The sequence below is a fragment of the Chromobacterium sp. ATCC 53434 genome (assembly GCF_002848345.1).
Lineage (GTDB): Bacteria > Pseudomonadota > Gammaproteobacteria > Burkholderiales > Chromobacteriaceae > Chromobacterium.
The window spans coordinates 969725-983861 of record NZ_CP025429.1 but is presented as its reverse complement, the minus strand read 5'-3'; the positions used below and the strand labels follow the sequence as shown (position 1 = coordinate 983861).

At 67.8% G+C, this 14137-nt stretch carries 15 protein-coding genes; 11 read left to right on the top strand and 4 right to left on the bottom strand.

The features are described from left to right. Positions 1-95 precede the first annotated feature (95 nt). Entirely contained in the window at positions 96-1691 is a 1596-nt protein-coding gene (locus tag CXB49_RS04620; protein ID WP_233492938.1) for a YdgA family protein, read from the top strand. Positions 1692-1761: 70 nt separating this feature from the next. Here the strand turns inward: CXB49_RS04620 and bfr are convergent, their stop codons facing one another. Continuing rightward, on the bottom strand, positions 1762-2238 hold the full coding sequence (gene bfr / locus CXB49_RS04615; RefSeq protein WP_101707294.1) for a bacterioferritin: 477 nt from the start codon (positions 2236-2238) through the stop codon (positions 1762-1764). A 109-nt stretch (positions 2239-2347) separates the two neighbouring features. Continuing rightward, positions 2348-2548 (bottom strand): (2Fe-2S)-binding protein, encoded by a 201-nt coding sequence (locus CXB49_RS04610; RefSeq protein WP_101707293.1) that lies wholly within the window; start codon positions 2546-2548, stop codon positions 2348-2350. A 59-nt stretch (positions 2549-2607) separates the two neighbouring features. Here CXB49_RS04610 and CXB49_RS04605 point away from each other — a divergent pair, with 59 nt between their 5' ends. The 9 genes from CXB49_RS04605 to CXB49_RS04565 all read left to right on the top strand — a co-directional run bounded on the left by CXB49_RS04605 (position 2608) and on the right by CXB49_RS04565 (position 11165). After that, complete coding sequence (locus CXB49_RS04605) at positions 2608-3075, top strand: NUDIX hydrolase (RefSeq protein WP_101707291.1); 468 nt, start codon at positions 2608-2610, stop codon at positions 3073-3075. Positions 3076-3090: 15 nt separating this feature from the next. Further along, the gene (locus CXB49_RS04600; RefSeq protein WP_101707290.1) at positions 3091-3690 is read left to right on the top strand and encodes a hypothetical protein; all 600 of its coding nucleotides are present in this window, start codon (positions 3091-3093) and stop codon (positions 3688-3690) included. After that, complete coding sequence (gene mnmA, locus CXB49_RS04595; protein ID WP_101707289.1) at positions 3687-4763, top strand: tRNA 2-thiouridine(34) synthase MnmA; 1077 nt, start codon at positions 3687-3689, stop codon at positions 4761-4763. Before CXB49_RS04600 ends, mnmA begins: the two co-directional genes overlap by 4 nt. 118 nt (positions 4764-4881) lie before the next feature. After that, positions 4882-5661 (top strand): substrate-binding domain-containing protein, encoded by a 780-nt coding sequence (locus CXB49_RS04590; protein ID WP_158300609.1) that lies wholly within the window; start codon positions 4882-4884, stop codon positions 5659-5661. Next, positions 5658-6488, top strand: coding sequence for a substrate-binding domain-containing protein (locus CXB49_RS04585; RefSeq protein ID WP_101707287.1), 831 nt, complete (start codon positions 5658-5660; stop codon positions 6486-6488). The genes CXB49_RS04590 and CXB49_RS04585 overlap by 4 nt, the downstream gene beginning before the upstream one ends. Before the next feature lie 14 nt (positions 6489-6502). Further along, on the top strand, positions 6503-7582 hold the full coding sequence (locus CXB49_RS04580; protein WP_101707286.1) for a TAXI family TRAP transporter solute-binding subunit: 1080 nt from the start codon (positions 6503-6505) through the stop codon (positions 7580-7582). A gap of 41 nt (positions 7583-7623) precedes the next feature. Then, positions 7624-9051, top strand: coding sequence for an SLC13 family permease (locus CXB49_RS04575; protein ID WP_101707285.1), 1428 nt, complete (start codon positions 7624-7626; stop codon positions 9049-9051). Then, positions 9048-10088 (top strand): ABC transporter substrate-binding protein, encoded by a 1041-nt coding sequence (locus CXB49_RS04570; protein WP_158300608.1) that lies wholly within the window; start codon positions 9048-9050, stop codon positions 10086-10088. Before CXB49_RS04575 ends, CXB49_RS04570 begins: the two co-directional genes overlap by 4 nt. Before the next feature lie 30 nt (positions 10089-10118). Further along, the gene (locus CXB49_RS04565; protein WP_101707283.1) at positions 10119-11165 is read left to right on the top strand and encodes a glyceraldehyde 3-phosphate dehydrogenase NAD-binding domain-containing protein; all 1047 of its coding nucleotides are present in this window, start codon (positions 10119-10121) and stop codon (positions 11163-11165) included. Here CXB49_RS04565 and CXB49_RS04560 read toward each other — a convergent pair. Beyond that, positions 11162-12412 carry an MFS transporter gene (locus tag CXB49_RS04560; RefSeq protein ID WP_369826546.1) on the bottom strand — a complete coding sequence of 417 codons (1251 nt, stop codon included), beginning with the start codon at positions 12410-12412 and terminating at the stop codon, positions 11162-11164. The genes CXB49_RS04565 and CXB49_RS04560 overlap by 4 nt on opposite strands. Positions 12413-12514: 102 nt before the next feature. Here CXB49_RS04560 and CXB49_RS04555 point away from each other — a divergent pair, with 102 nt between their 5' ends. Beyond that, positions 12515-13399 carry a LysR family transcriptional regulator gene (locus CXB49_RS04555; protein WP_101707282.1) on the top strand — a complete coding sequence of 295 codons (885 nt, stop codon included), beginning with the start codon at positions 12515-12517 and terminating at the stop codon, positions 13397-13399. Here CXB49_RS04555 and CXB49_RS04550 read toward each other — a convergent pair. After that, positions 13396-14136, bottom strand: coding sequence for an SDR family oxidoreductase (locus CXB49_RS04550; protein ID WP_101707281.1), 741 nt, complete (start codon positions 14134-14136; stop codon positions 13396-13398). The genes CXB49_RS04555 and CXB49_RS04550 overlap by 4 nt on opposite strands. Position 14137: the final 1 nt, after the last annotated feature.

Below are 14137 nucleotides of genomic sequence, written 5' to 3'. Positions count from 1 at the left end.
GGATCAATTTGCCGGCGCGGGCGCTTTCGCGGCCCAACATTCCGGCCATTGGTGTACCATAGGGCATCATTTCACCCTAGTTCAGAAAAATACTAGTGTTGCCAAAAAGTCGACTGATCATTGCCGGCGCCGCCATCGGCGGCCTGTTTGTCCTGTACGCGGGCGCCAGTTACTGGGCCGGCGTCAAGGCCGAGGAGACCCTGGACGAACAGTACCGGATGCTAGCCGGCCTGCCGCTGTTCAAGGTCAAATCGCACAGTTACGAACGCGGCTGGTTCTCGTCCACCGAAACCACCGAGCTGGTGTTCAACCGCCATCTGTCCGGCCCGTACGAGAACATGCTGCCGGACAATATGAAGCCGTTGCTGAACTCCACCGTCAAGTTCACCAACCACGTCAAGCACGGCCCTCTGCCGGGCCTGTCCGCGTTCGACTTCCGCCCGGGCCGGGCGCTGGTGCGCACCGAGTTCGCGATGAGCGACGCCACCCGCAAGACGCTGAAGACCTTCTTCGGCGACAAGGAGCCGATCACCGTCGTCAACCGGATCGGCTTCGGCGGCGGCGGCCTGCTGGAAGTCAGCGTGCCGGCCTTTGACTACGAAGAGGCGCTGTCCGGCGTCAAGATGAAGTGGAAGGGCTTCGACCTGAAGGTCGACTACGCCCACGGCTACCAGGAGTACAAGACCGAGGCGCTGTCGCCCGGCTTCCTGCTGGAGGCCGCCAGCAAGGGCAGCCTGTCGTTCGAAGGCGTGCGCTACGTTTCCGACATGCGTCCTGGCAACACCGGCGTCAAGCTCGGCACCAGCGAGCTGACGATAGGCAATGTGCAGCTGAGTTCCCGCGAGAGCGTGCCGTACAGCATCAAGCTGAACGAGCTGATCTATCTGATGACGCGGGTGCGCGTCGGCGAGTTCGTCAACCCGTCCGGCGAATTCAAGCCGTCGTCGGTGGTGCTGAAGAACTTCAGCTACCAGATCGTCACCAGCGAGCAGGACGACTTCGTCAACACCCGCGGCAAGGTCAACTTCGCCGAGCTGAGCTTCAACGCCAACCGCTACGGCCCGCTGCGGCTCGACGTGTCGGCCAATCACCTGCACGGCCCGACGCTGGTCAAGCTGGACAAGGCGATCAGCCAGATCCCGTTCGAGGGCGTCGATCCGATGGTGCTGCGCCGCCAGTACGTCGACACCGTCAAGAAGAACGCGATTCCGCTGCTGGAAAACAACCCCAAGCTGCTGGTCAACGAGTTCTATCTGAAGATGCCCAGCGGCGAAGTGACGCTGCAGGGCAGCCTGGGCATCAACGGCTTCACGCCGGCCGATCTCGGCGACATCGCGTTGCTGGCCAAGCGCATCGAGGCGGAAGCCAAGGTGAGCCTGCCGCGCCAGACGCTGGAAGACCTGGTGCTGACCCAGGCGCGCAATCTGTTCACCGTGGATCACACGGCGGAAGACCAGCCCAATATGCAGGAAGTCGACGACCTGGCCAAGAGCCTGCTCGACAGCCAGCTGGCGCAATGGAAGTCCGGCGGCTATCTGGTCGAGGACAACGGGCAGATCTCCACCGAGCTGAACTACAACGCCCGCGGCCTGACCATACACCAGAAGAAGGTGCCGCTGCCGTGGGAGGAAGCGAACGAGCCGATGGTCGACGCCTCCGCTCCGGCCGCCCAGGCCCCGGCGAAGAAATAAGCCGGCCAGTCCGGCGCATGAAAAAAGGGCTGTCGCAACGACAGCCCTTTTCCTTTCCGCCGCCTCCGGGTCAGGAGGCGTCTTCCATCTGGCTTTGCAGATAATTCTGCAGACCGACCTTCTCGATCAGGCCCAGCTGGGTCTCCAGCCAGTCGACGTGCTCTTCCTCGCTCTCCAGGATGTCTTCCAGCATGTCGCGGCTGACATAGTCCTTGGCGGTTTCACAGTAGGCGATCGCCTCGCGCAGCAGCGGCAGCGCCTCCAGCTCCAGCTTCAGGTCGCACTCCAGCATTTCCTTCGGATTCTCGCCGATGTGCAGCTTGCCGAGGTCCTGCAGATTGGGCAGCCCTTCCAGGAACAGCACGCGCTCGATCAGCTTGTCGGCGTGCTTCATCTCGTCGATGGACTCTTCGTATTCGTGCTCGTTGAGCTTCTTCAGACCCCAGTTCTTGTACATGCGCGCATGCAGGAAATACTGGTTGATCGCGCTGAGCTCGTTCTTCAGAATCTGGTTCAGGTACTTGATGACCTTCTTGTCGCCTTGCATGTCATATTCTCCTGAAAAATCATTCAGGCATTATGGCACAGCCACGCGACATCTCAAGACAAAAACGCCGATAGCCGGCTCGACGGCCGGCGTTTGGCAAAGGGCGGGATCAGGCGGCGCTGCGGGCCACCGAGCAGGCTGCCAGCTCGCTCTGCGCGTCCTTGCGGATCTGGTTGGCCATGCACGCGCACTTGCCGCAGTCGGACGCGATGCCCAGCTCGCGGCGCAGGTCGCACATGCGCGTCGCGCCGCCATGAACCGCCTGGCGGATCTGGCTGTCGGTCACTGCGTTGCACAGGCAGACGTACATGTGATGGCCCTCTGGCTTACAATCAAGAATAGTTATCATCATCATAGAGACAAACAAGAATGATTGTCAATAACCACCTGAGCGTCTGGAAACCGAACGCCACAGTCGCCGCCGTCGTCGAGCGCGACGGCCGCTTTCTGATGGTGGAGGAGGACACGCCGGACGGCCGCCGGCTCAACCAGCCGGCCGGCCACCTGGAACGCGGCGAGACGCTGCCGCAGGCCGTCGTCCGCGAAACGCGCGAGGAAAGCGGCTGGCTGTTCACGCCGCGCGGCCTGACCGGCATCTATCTGGCCGACCGCCCGGGCAGCGACATCACCTATCTGCGCTTCGCCTTCCATGGCGACGCGCTCCCTCCCCCGGCGCCGCCGCGGCTGGACGACGGCATCGTCGCCGTGCACTGGCTGAGCCGGGACGAGATCGCCGCCGAGGCCGCCCGGCTGCGCAGCCCGGTGGTATTGCGCTGCATCGACGACTATCTTGCTGGCATACTGTACCCGATGGAACTGATACGCGATCTGCGCTGACCCACCGGAGTTTTCATGCCGCCACGCCTGCTGTTGTCCTGCCTGCTGCTGCTGTCATCCGCGGCCGCCTGCGCCGATGGGCTAAACATCTGTTATCATTACCGTTGTTCCAGGCAGGCCTACTTCGAAATATCGGACGAGGCGCGCGATTGGCTGGCCGCCCGGCTGGCCCGGGCCGATTCGGCCGACAGCGAGCGCGCGGCCGTCGCCGACGCCGTGCGGACGCTGTACTTCCTCGCCGCCCGCGACACCCCGATCTGGCAGGACAAGGGCGGCAACTTCCACGACGGCCCGGCCGAGGGACGGATGGACTGCGCCGACCACAGCAGCAACGTCACCGTCTTTCTGCGCTATCTGGATGGAAAGGGCTGGTTGAAATTCCACCATGCGGCGCCACCTGAATGGCGTGCGCCGCATATTCTGGATCTGCACTACACCGGGGTGCTGCACGACGTCGCCGCCAATCAGGACTGGGCGGTGGACACCTGGTTCAAGGATTTCGGGGAACCGCCCGTGGTGGTTCCCCTTTCAGTTTGGATGACGGGATATGAGCCGCCGGCCGTATCCGAGCCTGTCAGACAGGCAAGCAAAAGCAAGGAAGGAAACGCCCCGTGACGGGTAAGAAACGCATCGTCGTCGGCATGTCCGGCGGCGTGGATTCGTCGGTGACCGCCTGGCTGCTGAAGCAGCAGGGCCATGAAGTGATCGGCGTGTTCATGCAGAACTGGGAAGACGACAACGACGACGAATACTGCTCGATCAAGCAGGACGCGCTGGACGCGATGAGCGTGGCCGACATCGTCGGCATCGACATGGAAATCGTCAATTTCGCCAAGGAGTACAAGGACCGCGTGTTCTCGTACTTCCTGAAGGAGTACTCGGCCGGCCGCACGCCGAATCCGGATGTGCTGTGCAACGCCGAGATCAAGTTCAAGGCCTTTCTCGACTACGCGATGGAACTGGGCGCCGACTGCATCGCCACCGGCCACTACGCGCGCAAGCTGGAGAAGGACGGCACCCACTATCTGATGAAGGCGGTGGACCATACCAAGGACCAGAGCTACTTCCTGTACCGCCTGCAGCAACACCAGCTGGCGAAGGCCCTCTTCCCGCTGGGCGACATCAGGAAGACCGAGGTGCGCCGGCTGGCCGAAGAGGCCGGCCTGCCGACCGCGGCCAAGAAAGACTCCACCGGCATCTGCTTCATCGGCGAGCGCCCGTTCCGCGAGTTCCTGCAGCGCTATCTGCCGACCTCGCCCGGCGCGATGATCACGCCGGAAGGCAAGACGGTGGGCGAGCATATCGGCCTGATGTACTACACGCTGGGCCAGCGCAAGGGCCTGACCATAGGCGGCAGCAAGGATGGCAACGGCGAGCCGTGGTTCGTCGCCGGCAAGGACATCCCGGCCAACAAGCTGATCGTCGTGCAAGGCCACGACCACCCGCTGCTGCTGAAGCCGACGCTGGCGATGGCCGACCTCAGCTGGACGCTGCCGGACGCGCCGGGGGCGGGAGAATACAGCGCCAAGAACCGCTACCGGATGGCCGACGCCGCCTGCTCGCTGTCGCCCATCGTCGATGGCCGGGCCACGCTGAGTTTCCAGGAGAAGCAGTGGGCGGTGACGCCGGGCCAGTCCGCCGTGCTGTACGACGGCGACGTCTGCCTCGGCGGCGGCATCATACAGTAAGCCCCTCCCCTCTCCATTCGAACACCCCGCCCAGGCGGGGTGTTTCGCTATCCGCGCTTTGTTTCACAAGCGCCTCGAAGTCCCGTCCAGCCGGCATGCCGCCACGATGCCGACGCCGATGACACGACTCCCCTGCCTGCTGCTGTTTACGCTGTCCGCCACAGCCGCGCCGCTGCCGGCCGTTCAGGTCCGCGGCTCGCCGGCGCTGTCGCCGCTGATGCAGCGGGCCGCGGAAGACTATATGGCGCGGGAGCCCGGCAGCAGCGTGGTGGTCGCGACGGGCAGCAGCGCCTTCGGCCTGAAGTCGCTGCTGGACGGCAACGCCGACATCGCGATGGTCCATGGCGCGCTCCCGGCCGCGCTGCGAACCTCGCTCGACGGCGGCGGCCGGGCCACGCGCCGCATCGTCGCCGGCTACCAGGCCCTGCTGCCGGTGGTGAGTCCGGACAACCCGCTGTCCGACATCGATCTGCCGCGCTTGCGCGCGGTCTTCGCCGGCGCCATCGCCGACTGGCGCGAGCTGGGCGGCGCGCCGGGCGCCATCACCGTGTTGCTGGCCCCGCCGGTCGGCGCGACCGGCCAGGCCTGGCGCGACGCGGTGCTGGGCAGTCGCGGGCGCTTTTCGCCGCACGGCCTGCTGGTGAGCGAGCGCGACTGGGCCGCGCAGCTGGCCGGCCACCCCGGCGCCATCGCCATCGTCACCGCCGACGAGCTGGGCCCCGGCCTGAAACCGTTGACCCTGTCCGGCCAGCGCGCCGACATCGAATCGGTGCGCGCCGGGCGCTATCCGCTGCGCATCCCGCTGCTGCTGGTCGTGCCCGAAACGCCGGCGCCGCAAAGCGCCGGCTTCATCCGCTATCTGGAGCAACGGCTGCGTCAGGACGGAGGCAGGCGATGAGGCGGCTCGGCCCGGTCTCGCGATGGTGGGCCTTGCCGTTGGCGCTGGCGCTGTTGGCCGCGCTGGCGCTGGCCGCGCGCCCGTGGCGGCTGCGGCCGGCCCCGGTATCGCTGGTGATCGCCGGCTCCAGCCAGTTGCAGGCGCTGCTGCGCGACCTGGCCGACGACTACGACCCCGGCGGCGGCATCGTGGTCGAGGGCGGCGGTTCCATCGCCGGCCTGGTGGCGGCGCAGCGCGGCGTGGTGGACCTGGCCGCGGTGAGCCAAACGCTGCCGGAATGGCGCGATGACATGCAGAGCCACTACCACCTGCTGGCCCGCAACAGCATCGCCTTCGTCGTCAACCGGGCCTCGCCGCTGCGCGCCCTGTCACAGCGCCAGCTGCGCGACGTCCTGACCGGCAGGATAGCCAACTGGCGACAGCTGGACGGCCGCGACGCGCCGATCCGGCTGCTGGGCCGGCGCGAGCCGTCGCCGACGCGCCAGTTCGTCGTGGAAACGGTGCTGGCGGGCCGCGAGCCGAGCTGGCGGGCCGAAACGCTGGACAGCGCGGCGCAGATGACGGCGGAAGTGGCGCGCGATCCGCTGGCGCTGGGCTATCTGTCGCTGCAGGAGGCTGGCGTCGGCGCGCGGCTGACGCTGCTGACCATCGATGGCGTGCCGTTCTCGCGCGCCACCATCTTGTCCGGCCGCTACCCCTATGCGCAGGACTTGTACCTGGTCAGCCGCGACGACGCCGCGCTCGGCGTGGGCCCGCTGCTAGCCTGGCTGAAAAGCCCGCCGGCGCAGGAGGCGATAGAACGCCACCAGTTGATTTCCGTTTACTGAAGCTGGAACGAGACATGGCTCGAGAACTCTCCGATACGCTGAATCGCTTGCTCAACCGTCTGCCGCCGGGCAGGCGGCGCTTGCTCGCCGCCTGCCTGCTGGCGACGCTGGCGGCGATCGCGCTGGGTTTTCTGCTCGACGTGATGCCGCGACGCGCGGTGCTGCGCATCGCCGGCAGCGAGGTGGTCAGCAACCGGCAGTTCCTGACCCGCATGCTGCAGGAAGAAGCCGCCAGGCACGGCCTGACGCTGCGGATCCAGCCGGCGCTGGACGCCGAACAAACGCTGGAACAGCTGGACCGCCATCAGATCGACCTCGCCTTCGTCCAGGCCGGCGCGCCCGGCCGCTACCGGCACGTGACCCAACTGGCCGCCATCCCGCCGGAACTGGTGCACCTGCTGACCCGGCCCGGCATCGACCAGCTGGCCGAGCTGAAGGGCCGGCGCATCGATCTGGGCGAACGCGGCAAGCAATGGAGCGACAACGCCCGCCAGCTGCTGGCCTTCGCCGGCCTGCGCGCCGACCGCGACTACCTGGAAAGCAATCTGCCGCAGGAGGAGCTGATGACGCTGCCTGCCGAGCAATTGCCGGACGCCGTCGCCACCGCCTCCTATCTGCCGTCGATGCTGGCCGACTTCCTGGTCCGTCAGCGCGGCTACCGGATGATAGATCTGCCCTTCCCCGCCACGCCGTCCAGCCGGCTCAGCTGGGCGGCCGCGGCCGAGATCCCCGCCTTCCTCTACGGCGCGGCGCCGGCGGTGCCGCCCCGGCCGCTGCGCACCGCCGGCGTCAATCTGCATCTGCTGGCCAACGACGAGGTGGACGCCAAGGCCGAATACCAGCTGCTGCAGGCGCTGTACAGCCCGGCGATGGCGGTGCGGATGAAGATCAAGTTCGACGAGGCGCAGCTGACGCTGCCCTCCGGCTTTCCGCTGGCGCGCGGCGCCCAGGCCTTTCTCGAGCGCGACAGCCCGCTGATCTCGCGCGAGAACTTCGAGAAGGCCAAGTCGCTGGGCGGCCTGCTGGCGTCGCTGATGTCGGCGCTGCTGCTGGCGCGGCGCTGGTTCCGCGGCGAAAAGGTGGAGCTCGACTGAGCCCGGCCGGCACGCCATTCCCAACCTCTCAGACCATCACGATGCCCATTCCCGACGACAATCATCTTTCTGAAAACCAGCGCGCCTGGCTGGAGCTGGCCGGCTGGCTGACGGCCATCGCCATGCCGCCGCTGGCCTGGTGGTGCGCGCTGCGGCAGGGAACGCCGCACGACGGCGCCGTCTTCATCGGCATTCTGGCCGGAACCTCGGCCATGTGGATATTCAAGCTGGTGCCGGCCTTCGTCCCGGCGCTGTTCGCGCTGCTGGCCGTCATCCTGTTCGACATCGCGCCGGCCTCGGTGGCCGCCGCCGGCTTCGCCTCCAACGGCTTTTTCATGCTGTTGAGCGTGTTCGCGATCGGCGCGCTGATGACCAAATCCGGACTGACCCGCCGCGTCTCGCTGTGGATGCTGCGCCAGGTGCCGGACACCCCGGGCTGGCGGCAGGCCGGCCTGTGCCTGTACGGCCTGGCGCTGACGCCGCTGATACCGTCGCAGTTGGCGCGCGGCGCCATCGTCGCGCCGTTCCTGTCCATGCTGGTGGACGCCGGCGGCAAGCGCCGCGACGCCGCGGCCGGCCTGTTCGCCAGCGCCGTCGGCGGCGTCAGCCTGGCGGCGGCGGTCTGCCTGACCGGCAAGCCGGCCAATCTGCTGGCATTCGGCCTGCTCGACAGCCAGACCCAGTTCGCCTTCGACTGGCTGCCGTGGCTGTGCGCGGCCTCGCTGGCCGGCGCGCTGCTGCTGGCGGCGCATTTCGCGACGATGCGGCTGCTGTTCTGCTATCCGGCGCCGCCGGGGATGCCGGATACTCTGCCGCAGCGGCGGGCCGGGACGCCGGGACCGATGAGCCGGACGGAATGGGGCGCGCTGGCCGCCATCGGCCTGATCCTGATCGGCACGCTGAGCGCGCCCTACCACAGGGTGGACATCCCGTGGCTGGCGCTGGCCGTCCTGGTGGCCCTGCTGCTGTTCGGCGCCTTGCGCAACGAAGACCTGAACCAGCGCGTGGACTGGTCGGCGCTGATCTTCGTCGGCGCCATCCTTTCCTGGGCGCCCATCATGGACATCACCGGCATAGACGGCCAGATCGCCGCCTCGCTGGGCGGCCTGGGCGCCTTGATGAAGTCCGATCTGCCCGCCTTCCTGGCCCTGCTGTGTCCGGCTTGCGTGTTGCTGCGGCTGGCGCTGCCGGAACTGGTGGCCGAAATCCTGCTGCTGACGCTGCTGCTGCCGCTGGCGCAGGCCGCCGGGGTGTCGCAATGGTTGATAGGCTTCGCCGTGCTGACCATGTGCGAGGCCTACCAGTTTCCGTACCAGTCGCCATACCACCTGTACCTGGACGGCCAGCTGGCGGCGCCGACCGGCTACGACCGCAGCCTGCTGCTGCGCTACAACCTGGCGATGACGCTGGCGCGCGCGCTGACCCTGTTCGTCTCCCTTCCCTTCTGGTCCTGGCTGAACATCGTATGATCAAGCGCCTGCTCCTCGCCGCCAAATTCGCCTTCGCGCTCGGCTTCGCCGCGCTGGTCGTCGCGCACAAGCTCCACAGCGCCCGCATCCTGATCATCCACAGCTACGACGCCGACTACAGCTGGGTCAAGGAAGAGAACGAAGGCCTGAACCGCTTCTTCGACCGGCATCCGGAAGTCTCGCTGCGCTGGCATTATCTGGACCTGAAACGCCACCAGGACGACGACTTCCGCCGCGCCGCCGCCGCCGGCGCCGTCAACGCGATCGCGCGCTGGAAGCCGGACGTGATCATTCTGCTCGACGACATCGCCCAGCAACTGGTCGGCACGCGCTACCGCGGCGACGCCCGGCTGAAGATCGTGTTCGCCGGCGTCAACAGCCGTCCGCAGGCCTACGGCTACGACAAGGCGGACAACGTCACCGGCATTCTGGAGCGCAAGCCGCTGCGCGCCGTCGACGACACGCTGCGCACGCTATGGGGCGATATCGGCGGCGGCCCGGACAAACCGCGCTCGCTGCTGATAGGAGACAAGTCGTTCGACTTCGCCGCCGGCCTGTTCGAATACCGCGACTACCTGGACAAATGGCGCTACATCCGCTGGGTGCCGCCGCTGAGCGCCGACACCTTCGACGACTGGAAGACGCTGGTGCTGCGCGCGCCCGCCGTGGCCGATTTCATCCTGGTCAGCGACTACCGCCAGCTGCGGCGCGAACCCGGCGCCAAGGCATTCGTGCCCGCGGCTGAAGTGATGGGCTGGACCGAGCGCAACGCCAAGATTCCGGTGCTGGGCCTGAGCACCGCCGCCACCCAGGACGGCGCGATGATGGCGGTGGCCACCGCCGGTTACGAGCAGGGCTGGGAAGCGGCCCGGATGGCCTATGCGCTGACGCGGGGCACGCCGATCGCCCGGCTGCCGGTAATGGCCGGCAAGGAATCGATGGTGTCCATCCGCCAGTCGGCGCTACGACGGCGCGGCTTCGAAATGCCCTTCATCTACGAAGCCTTCGCCCGCGCCAAGGATCTGCAATTCGACTAAAAACGTCGCCACCCTCGCAGGAAAATCTCGATGAGAAAACTGAAAGTCGGCCTGAACGGACTGGGCCGGATCGGCCGCACCCTGTTCCGCATCAACCAGCAGCGCCAGTTGTTCGACCTGGTGCTGATCAACGACGTGCAGCAGGATGCCGCCAATCTGGCCTATCTGCTGAAATACGACTCCATCCACGGCCCGCTGCCGGAGCGGATAGGCTTCGCCAGCCGGCGGCTGACCGTCGGCGAACAGGCCATCGCGCTGTCGCATTGCGCCGACGTCACCGCCGCGCCGTGGCTGGAGCACGGAATCGACGTGCTGATCGACGCCTCCGGCGACATCGGCAACCCGGCGCGGCTGGCCGCCTGGCGGGCGTTTTCCGGCTGGACCGTCACTACCCACGCGGTCTCGCACCCCGAGGTTTCCACCGTGGTGTTCGGCGTCAACGAGCACGCCTTCGATCCGCGCCGGCAGCGCCGCCTGGCCACCAGCATCTGCGACGCCGTGGCGCTGGCGCCGGTCGCCGCGCTGCTGCAACGGCATTTCGGCATCGCGCGCGGCTATCTGCTGACGCTGCATCCGTGGCTGGGCCAGCAGCGCCTGCAGGACGGACCGGCGCTGACCGCCGGCATCGACGCGCTGCAGTCGCACTTCGCGCTGGGCCGCGCCGCCGTCGGCAACCTGATCCCCAAGACCACCAGCGCGCTGCAGGCCGCCGACGCGGTGCTGCCCGGCCTGTCGCAAAAGCTGCAGGCGCTGTCCTACCGGGTGCCCACCAATATCGTCTGCTCCGCCGTGCTGGATGTGGAGCTGGAGAGGCCGACCGGCGCGCGCGAGCTGGATGCCCTGCTGCGCCAGGCCGAGCAGCGCCAGACGCTGCCGATTCTGCGCAATGGCAGCGAGCCGCTGGTATCCAACGACTACCGCGGCAGCCACTACTCCGCCATCGTCGATCAGCGCTGGACCGCCGTGCAGCATCAACGCCATGCCAGGCTGATGTACTGGTACGACAATGAATGGGGCTACAGCTCGCGGGTGATGGACCTGGTGGAGGCCATCGCGCGCGAAGCGACGGGCGGCTAGGCCGCCGGCAGCGGCTGCAGTCTGCGCAGCCACAGCGCGGCCGCCAGCAGCAAGGCCAGGCCGGCCGTCAGCGCCAGCGCGACGCCGGGCCAGCCGCCATAGCCCCACATCAGGCCGGACACCGAACCGTACAGGCTGGAGCCGAGGTAGTAGCAACTCAGATACAAGGCCGACGCCAGCGCCCGGCCCCGGCGCGCGCGCAGCCCGACCCAGCTGCTGGCGACGGAATGGGCGGCGAAGAAGCCGAAAGTGAACAGCGCGATGCCCGGCGCCAGCAGCCACAGGCTGTCGGCCAGCGTCAGCGCCAGACCGGCCAGCATCGCGGCCACCATCAGCCACAGCACATTGCGGCGGCCCAGCCGGTCCGACAGCCTGCCGACCCAGGCCGAGGCCCAGATGCCGACCACGTACAGCGAGAACACCAGCGCCAGCAGGCTCTGACTCAGATTGAACGGCGGCGCCAGCAGGCGGAAGCCCAGGTAGTTGTACAGGCTGACGAAGCAGCCCATCAGCAGGAAGGCGGCCAGAAACAGCCACGGCAGGCCGCCGTCGCCGGCGATCGCGGCCAGCTCGCTCCGCATCCGGGCGAAGTCGTGCCGCCTCGGCTGGAAATGGCGCGACGGCGGCAAGCTGCGCCAGAACAGCCAGGCGCCGGCGCAGCCGATCAAGGCCAGCGCCAGCACCGCGCCGCGCCAGCCGAAGTGATCGGCCAGCACCGCGGCCAGGAAACGGCCGCACATGCCGCCCAGCGCGTTGCCGGCGATGTAGAGGCCCATCGAGTGGCCCAGCGACTTGCCGTCGACCTCCTCGCTCAGATAGGCCATCGCCACCGCCGGCAGGCCGGCCAGCACGATGCCGAACAGCGCGCGCAGCAAGAGGAAGGCGCCGAAGCCGCCGACGAAGGCCGACGACAGCATCAGCAAGGACGCCAGCGCCAGCGCCGCGTTCATCAGTTCGCGGCGGCCGAAGCGGTCGGACAGCAGGCTGGCCGGGATCAGGCTGAGCGCCAGCGCGCCGGTGGACATCGACACCACGCCGCTGGCGGCGGCCGGCGTCAGGCCGAAGTCGTGGGCGAACAAGGGCATCAGCGGCTGGGTGCCGTACAGCATCGCGAAGGTGCAGAAGCCGCCGACGAACATCGCGCGCGCGGTGGCGCGGAAGGCCGGCGTGCCGGCATGCAGCTTGCCGGCCGGCGCGGCGGGGGCGGGAATCGGGGACAAGGACGCGACGGGGACTTGGGCGGACACGGCGAAAATCTCGATGAAGCTTGCGACACCATCAGCTTAGGCTTGGCCATTACTACGGTCCAATATATATTTCAGGCAAGATTAATACTTTAAAAGTATCAAATGGAGCTGCGCCACCTGCGCTATTTCGTCGCCGTCGCCGAGGAACTGCACTTCACCCGCGCCGCCGAGCGGCTGCATATCGGCCAACCGCCGCTGAGCCAGCAGATCCAGGCGCTGGAAGCGGAGCTGGGCGCGCCGCTGTTCCGCCGGCACCAGCGCAAGGTGGAGCTGACCTCCGCCGGCTTGCAACTGCTGCCGCGCGCAAGACAGATCCTGGCCGACAGCGCGGCGGCGGCCGCCGCCGTGCGCCGCGCCGCCGACGGCGAGACCGGCGAGCTGCGCATCGGCTTCACCTCCTCATTACCGCTGACGCCCATCCTGCACCACAGCTTGCAGCATTATCGTCGCGACTACCCCGCGGTCAGGCTGACGCTGAGCGAAATGTTCACCGCCGGCCAATTCGACGCGCTGGAACGCCGCCAGCTGGACCTGGGCTTCGTCCGCTTCAACGGCCCGGCGCCCAGCCCGCTGATCCGAGTGGAGGAACTGCATCGCGACCGGTTGCTGGCGGTGGTGCCCAGCGTCCATCCGCTGGCCGCGGAAAAAACGCTGGCGCTGAACCGGCTGGCCGGCGAGCCGCTGATCGGCTACCCGCGCGGATCCGGTTCCGGCCTCAGCGACGTGGTGCGCCAGCTGGCGCTGCAGAACGGCCTGGAATTGAGAATGGTGCAGGAGGCGGGCGAGGCGATCACCCAGATCGGCCTGGTGGCGGCCGGCGTCGGCATCGCCATCCTGCCCTCTCCTCTCGAATGCGTGCAGATACCGGCGGTGCGCTATGTGCCGCTGTCCGACGACGGCGCCTATCTGGCCATGGGCATCGCCACCCGCCGCGACGACGACTCGCCGCTGGTGGCCAACTTCCTGGCCAGCGTCGCCGGGGGCTAGCGCCCGCCCGACACGTCGAGCAGGCTGCCGGTGCAGAACGAGGCCGCGTCGGACAGCAGCCAGACGATGGCCTCGGCCACCTCGTCCGGCCGGCCGCCACGCCGCATCGGCACCGTCGGCGCCAGTCGGGCCACCCTGCCCGCCTCGCCGCTGGCGGCGTGGATGTCGGTTGCGATCAAACCTGGGCGCACCGCGTTGACGCGTATGCCCTCTTCCGCCACTTCGCGCGCCAGACCCAGGGTCAGCGTGTCGATCGCCCCCTTGCTGGCGGCGTAATCGATGTATTCGCCGGCGGAGCCCAGCCGCGACGCGGCGGACGAGACATTGACGATGGCGCCGCCGTCGCCGCCATGGCGCGTGGACATCCGCCGCACCGCCTCGCGGCAGCACAGCACCGGGCCCAGCACATTGACGCGCAATACCCGCTCCACCCGCTCGGCGCTGTAGTCCTCCAGCCGGCTCATCGGCGCGGTGACGCCGGCGTTGTTGACCAGGCCGTCCAGCCGGCCGTAATGGCACATCGCGTCGTCGAACAGGCGGACGACGGCCTTCTCCTCGGACGCGTCGGCGCGGAACAGCTGCACCGCCTCCCCCAGCTCGTCCTTCAGCGCGGCCGCGCTGGCCTCGTCCGAATGGTAGTTGGCGGCCACCCGCCAGCCGGCGGCGACCAGCAATCGCGTGGCGGCCGCGCCTATCCCGCGCGTGCCGCCGGTGATCAAGACCACTTTGCCGCTCATT

Excerpts from the sequence above, each read along its gene's own strand:
- bfr (WP_101707294.1), bottom strand. The coding sequence starts at position 2,238 with ATGCAAGGCGACAAGAAGGTCATCAAGTACCTGAACCAGATTCTGAAG.
- CXB49_RS04610 (WP_101707293.1), bottom strand. The coding sequence starts at position 2,548 with ATGTACGTCTGCCTGTGCAACGCAGTGACCGACAGCCAGATCCGCCAG.
- CXB49_RS04605 (WP_101707291.1), top strand. The coding sequence starts at position 2,608 with ATGATTGTCAATAACCACCTGAGCGTCTGGAAACCGAACGCCACAGTC.
- CXB49_RS04600 (WP_101707290.1), top strand. The coding sequence starts at position 3,091 with ATGCCGCCACGCCTGCTGTTGTCCTGCCTGCTGCTGCTGTCATCCGCG.
- CXB49_RS04590 (WP_158300609.1), top strand. The coding sequence starts at position 4,882 with ATGACACGACTCCCCTGCCTGCTGCTGTTTACGCTGTCCGCCACAGCC.
- CXB49_RS04585 (WP_101707287.1), top strand. The coding sequence starts at position 5,658 with ATGAGGCGGCTCGGCCCGGTCTCGCGATGGTGGGCCTTGCCGTTGGCG.
- CXB49_RS04580 (WP_101707286.1), top strand. The coding sequence starts at position 6,503 with ATGGCTCGAGAACTCTCCGATACGCTGAATCGCTTGCTCAACCGTCTG.
- CXB49_RS04575 (WP_101707285.1), top strand. The coding sequence starts at position 7,624 with ATGCCCATTCCCGACGACAATCATCTTTCTGAAAACCAGCGCGCCTGG.
- CXB49_RS04570 (WP_158300608.1), top strand. The coding sequence starts at position 9,048 with ATGATCAAGCGCCTGCTCCTCGCCGCCAAATTCGCCTTCGCGCTCGGC.
- CXB49_RS04565 (WP_101707283.1), top strand. The coding sequence starts at position 10,119 with ATGAGAAAACTGAAAGTCGGCCTGAACGGACTGGGCCGGATCGGCCGC.
- CXB49_RS04555 (WP_101707282.1), top strand. The coding sequence starts at position 12,515 with ATGGAGCTGCGCCACCTGCGCTATTTCGTCGCCGTCGCCGAGGAACTG.
- CXB49_RS04550 (WP_101707281.1), bottom strand. The coding sequence starts at position 14,136 with ATGAGCGGCAAAGTGGTCTTGATCACCGGCGGCACGCGCGGGATAGGC.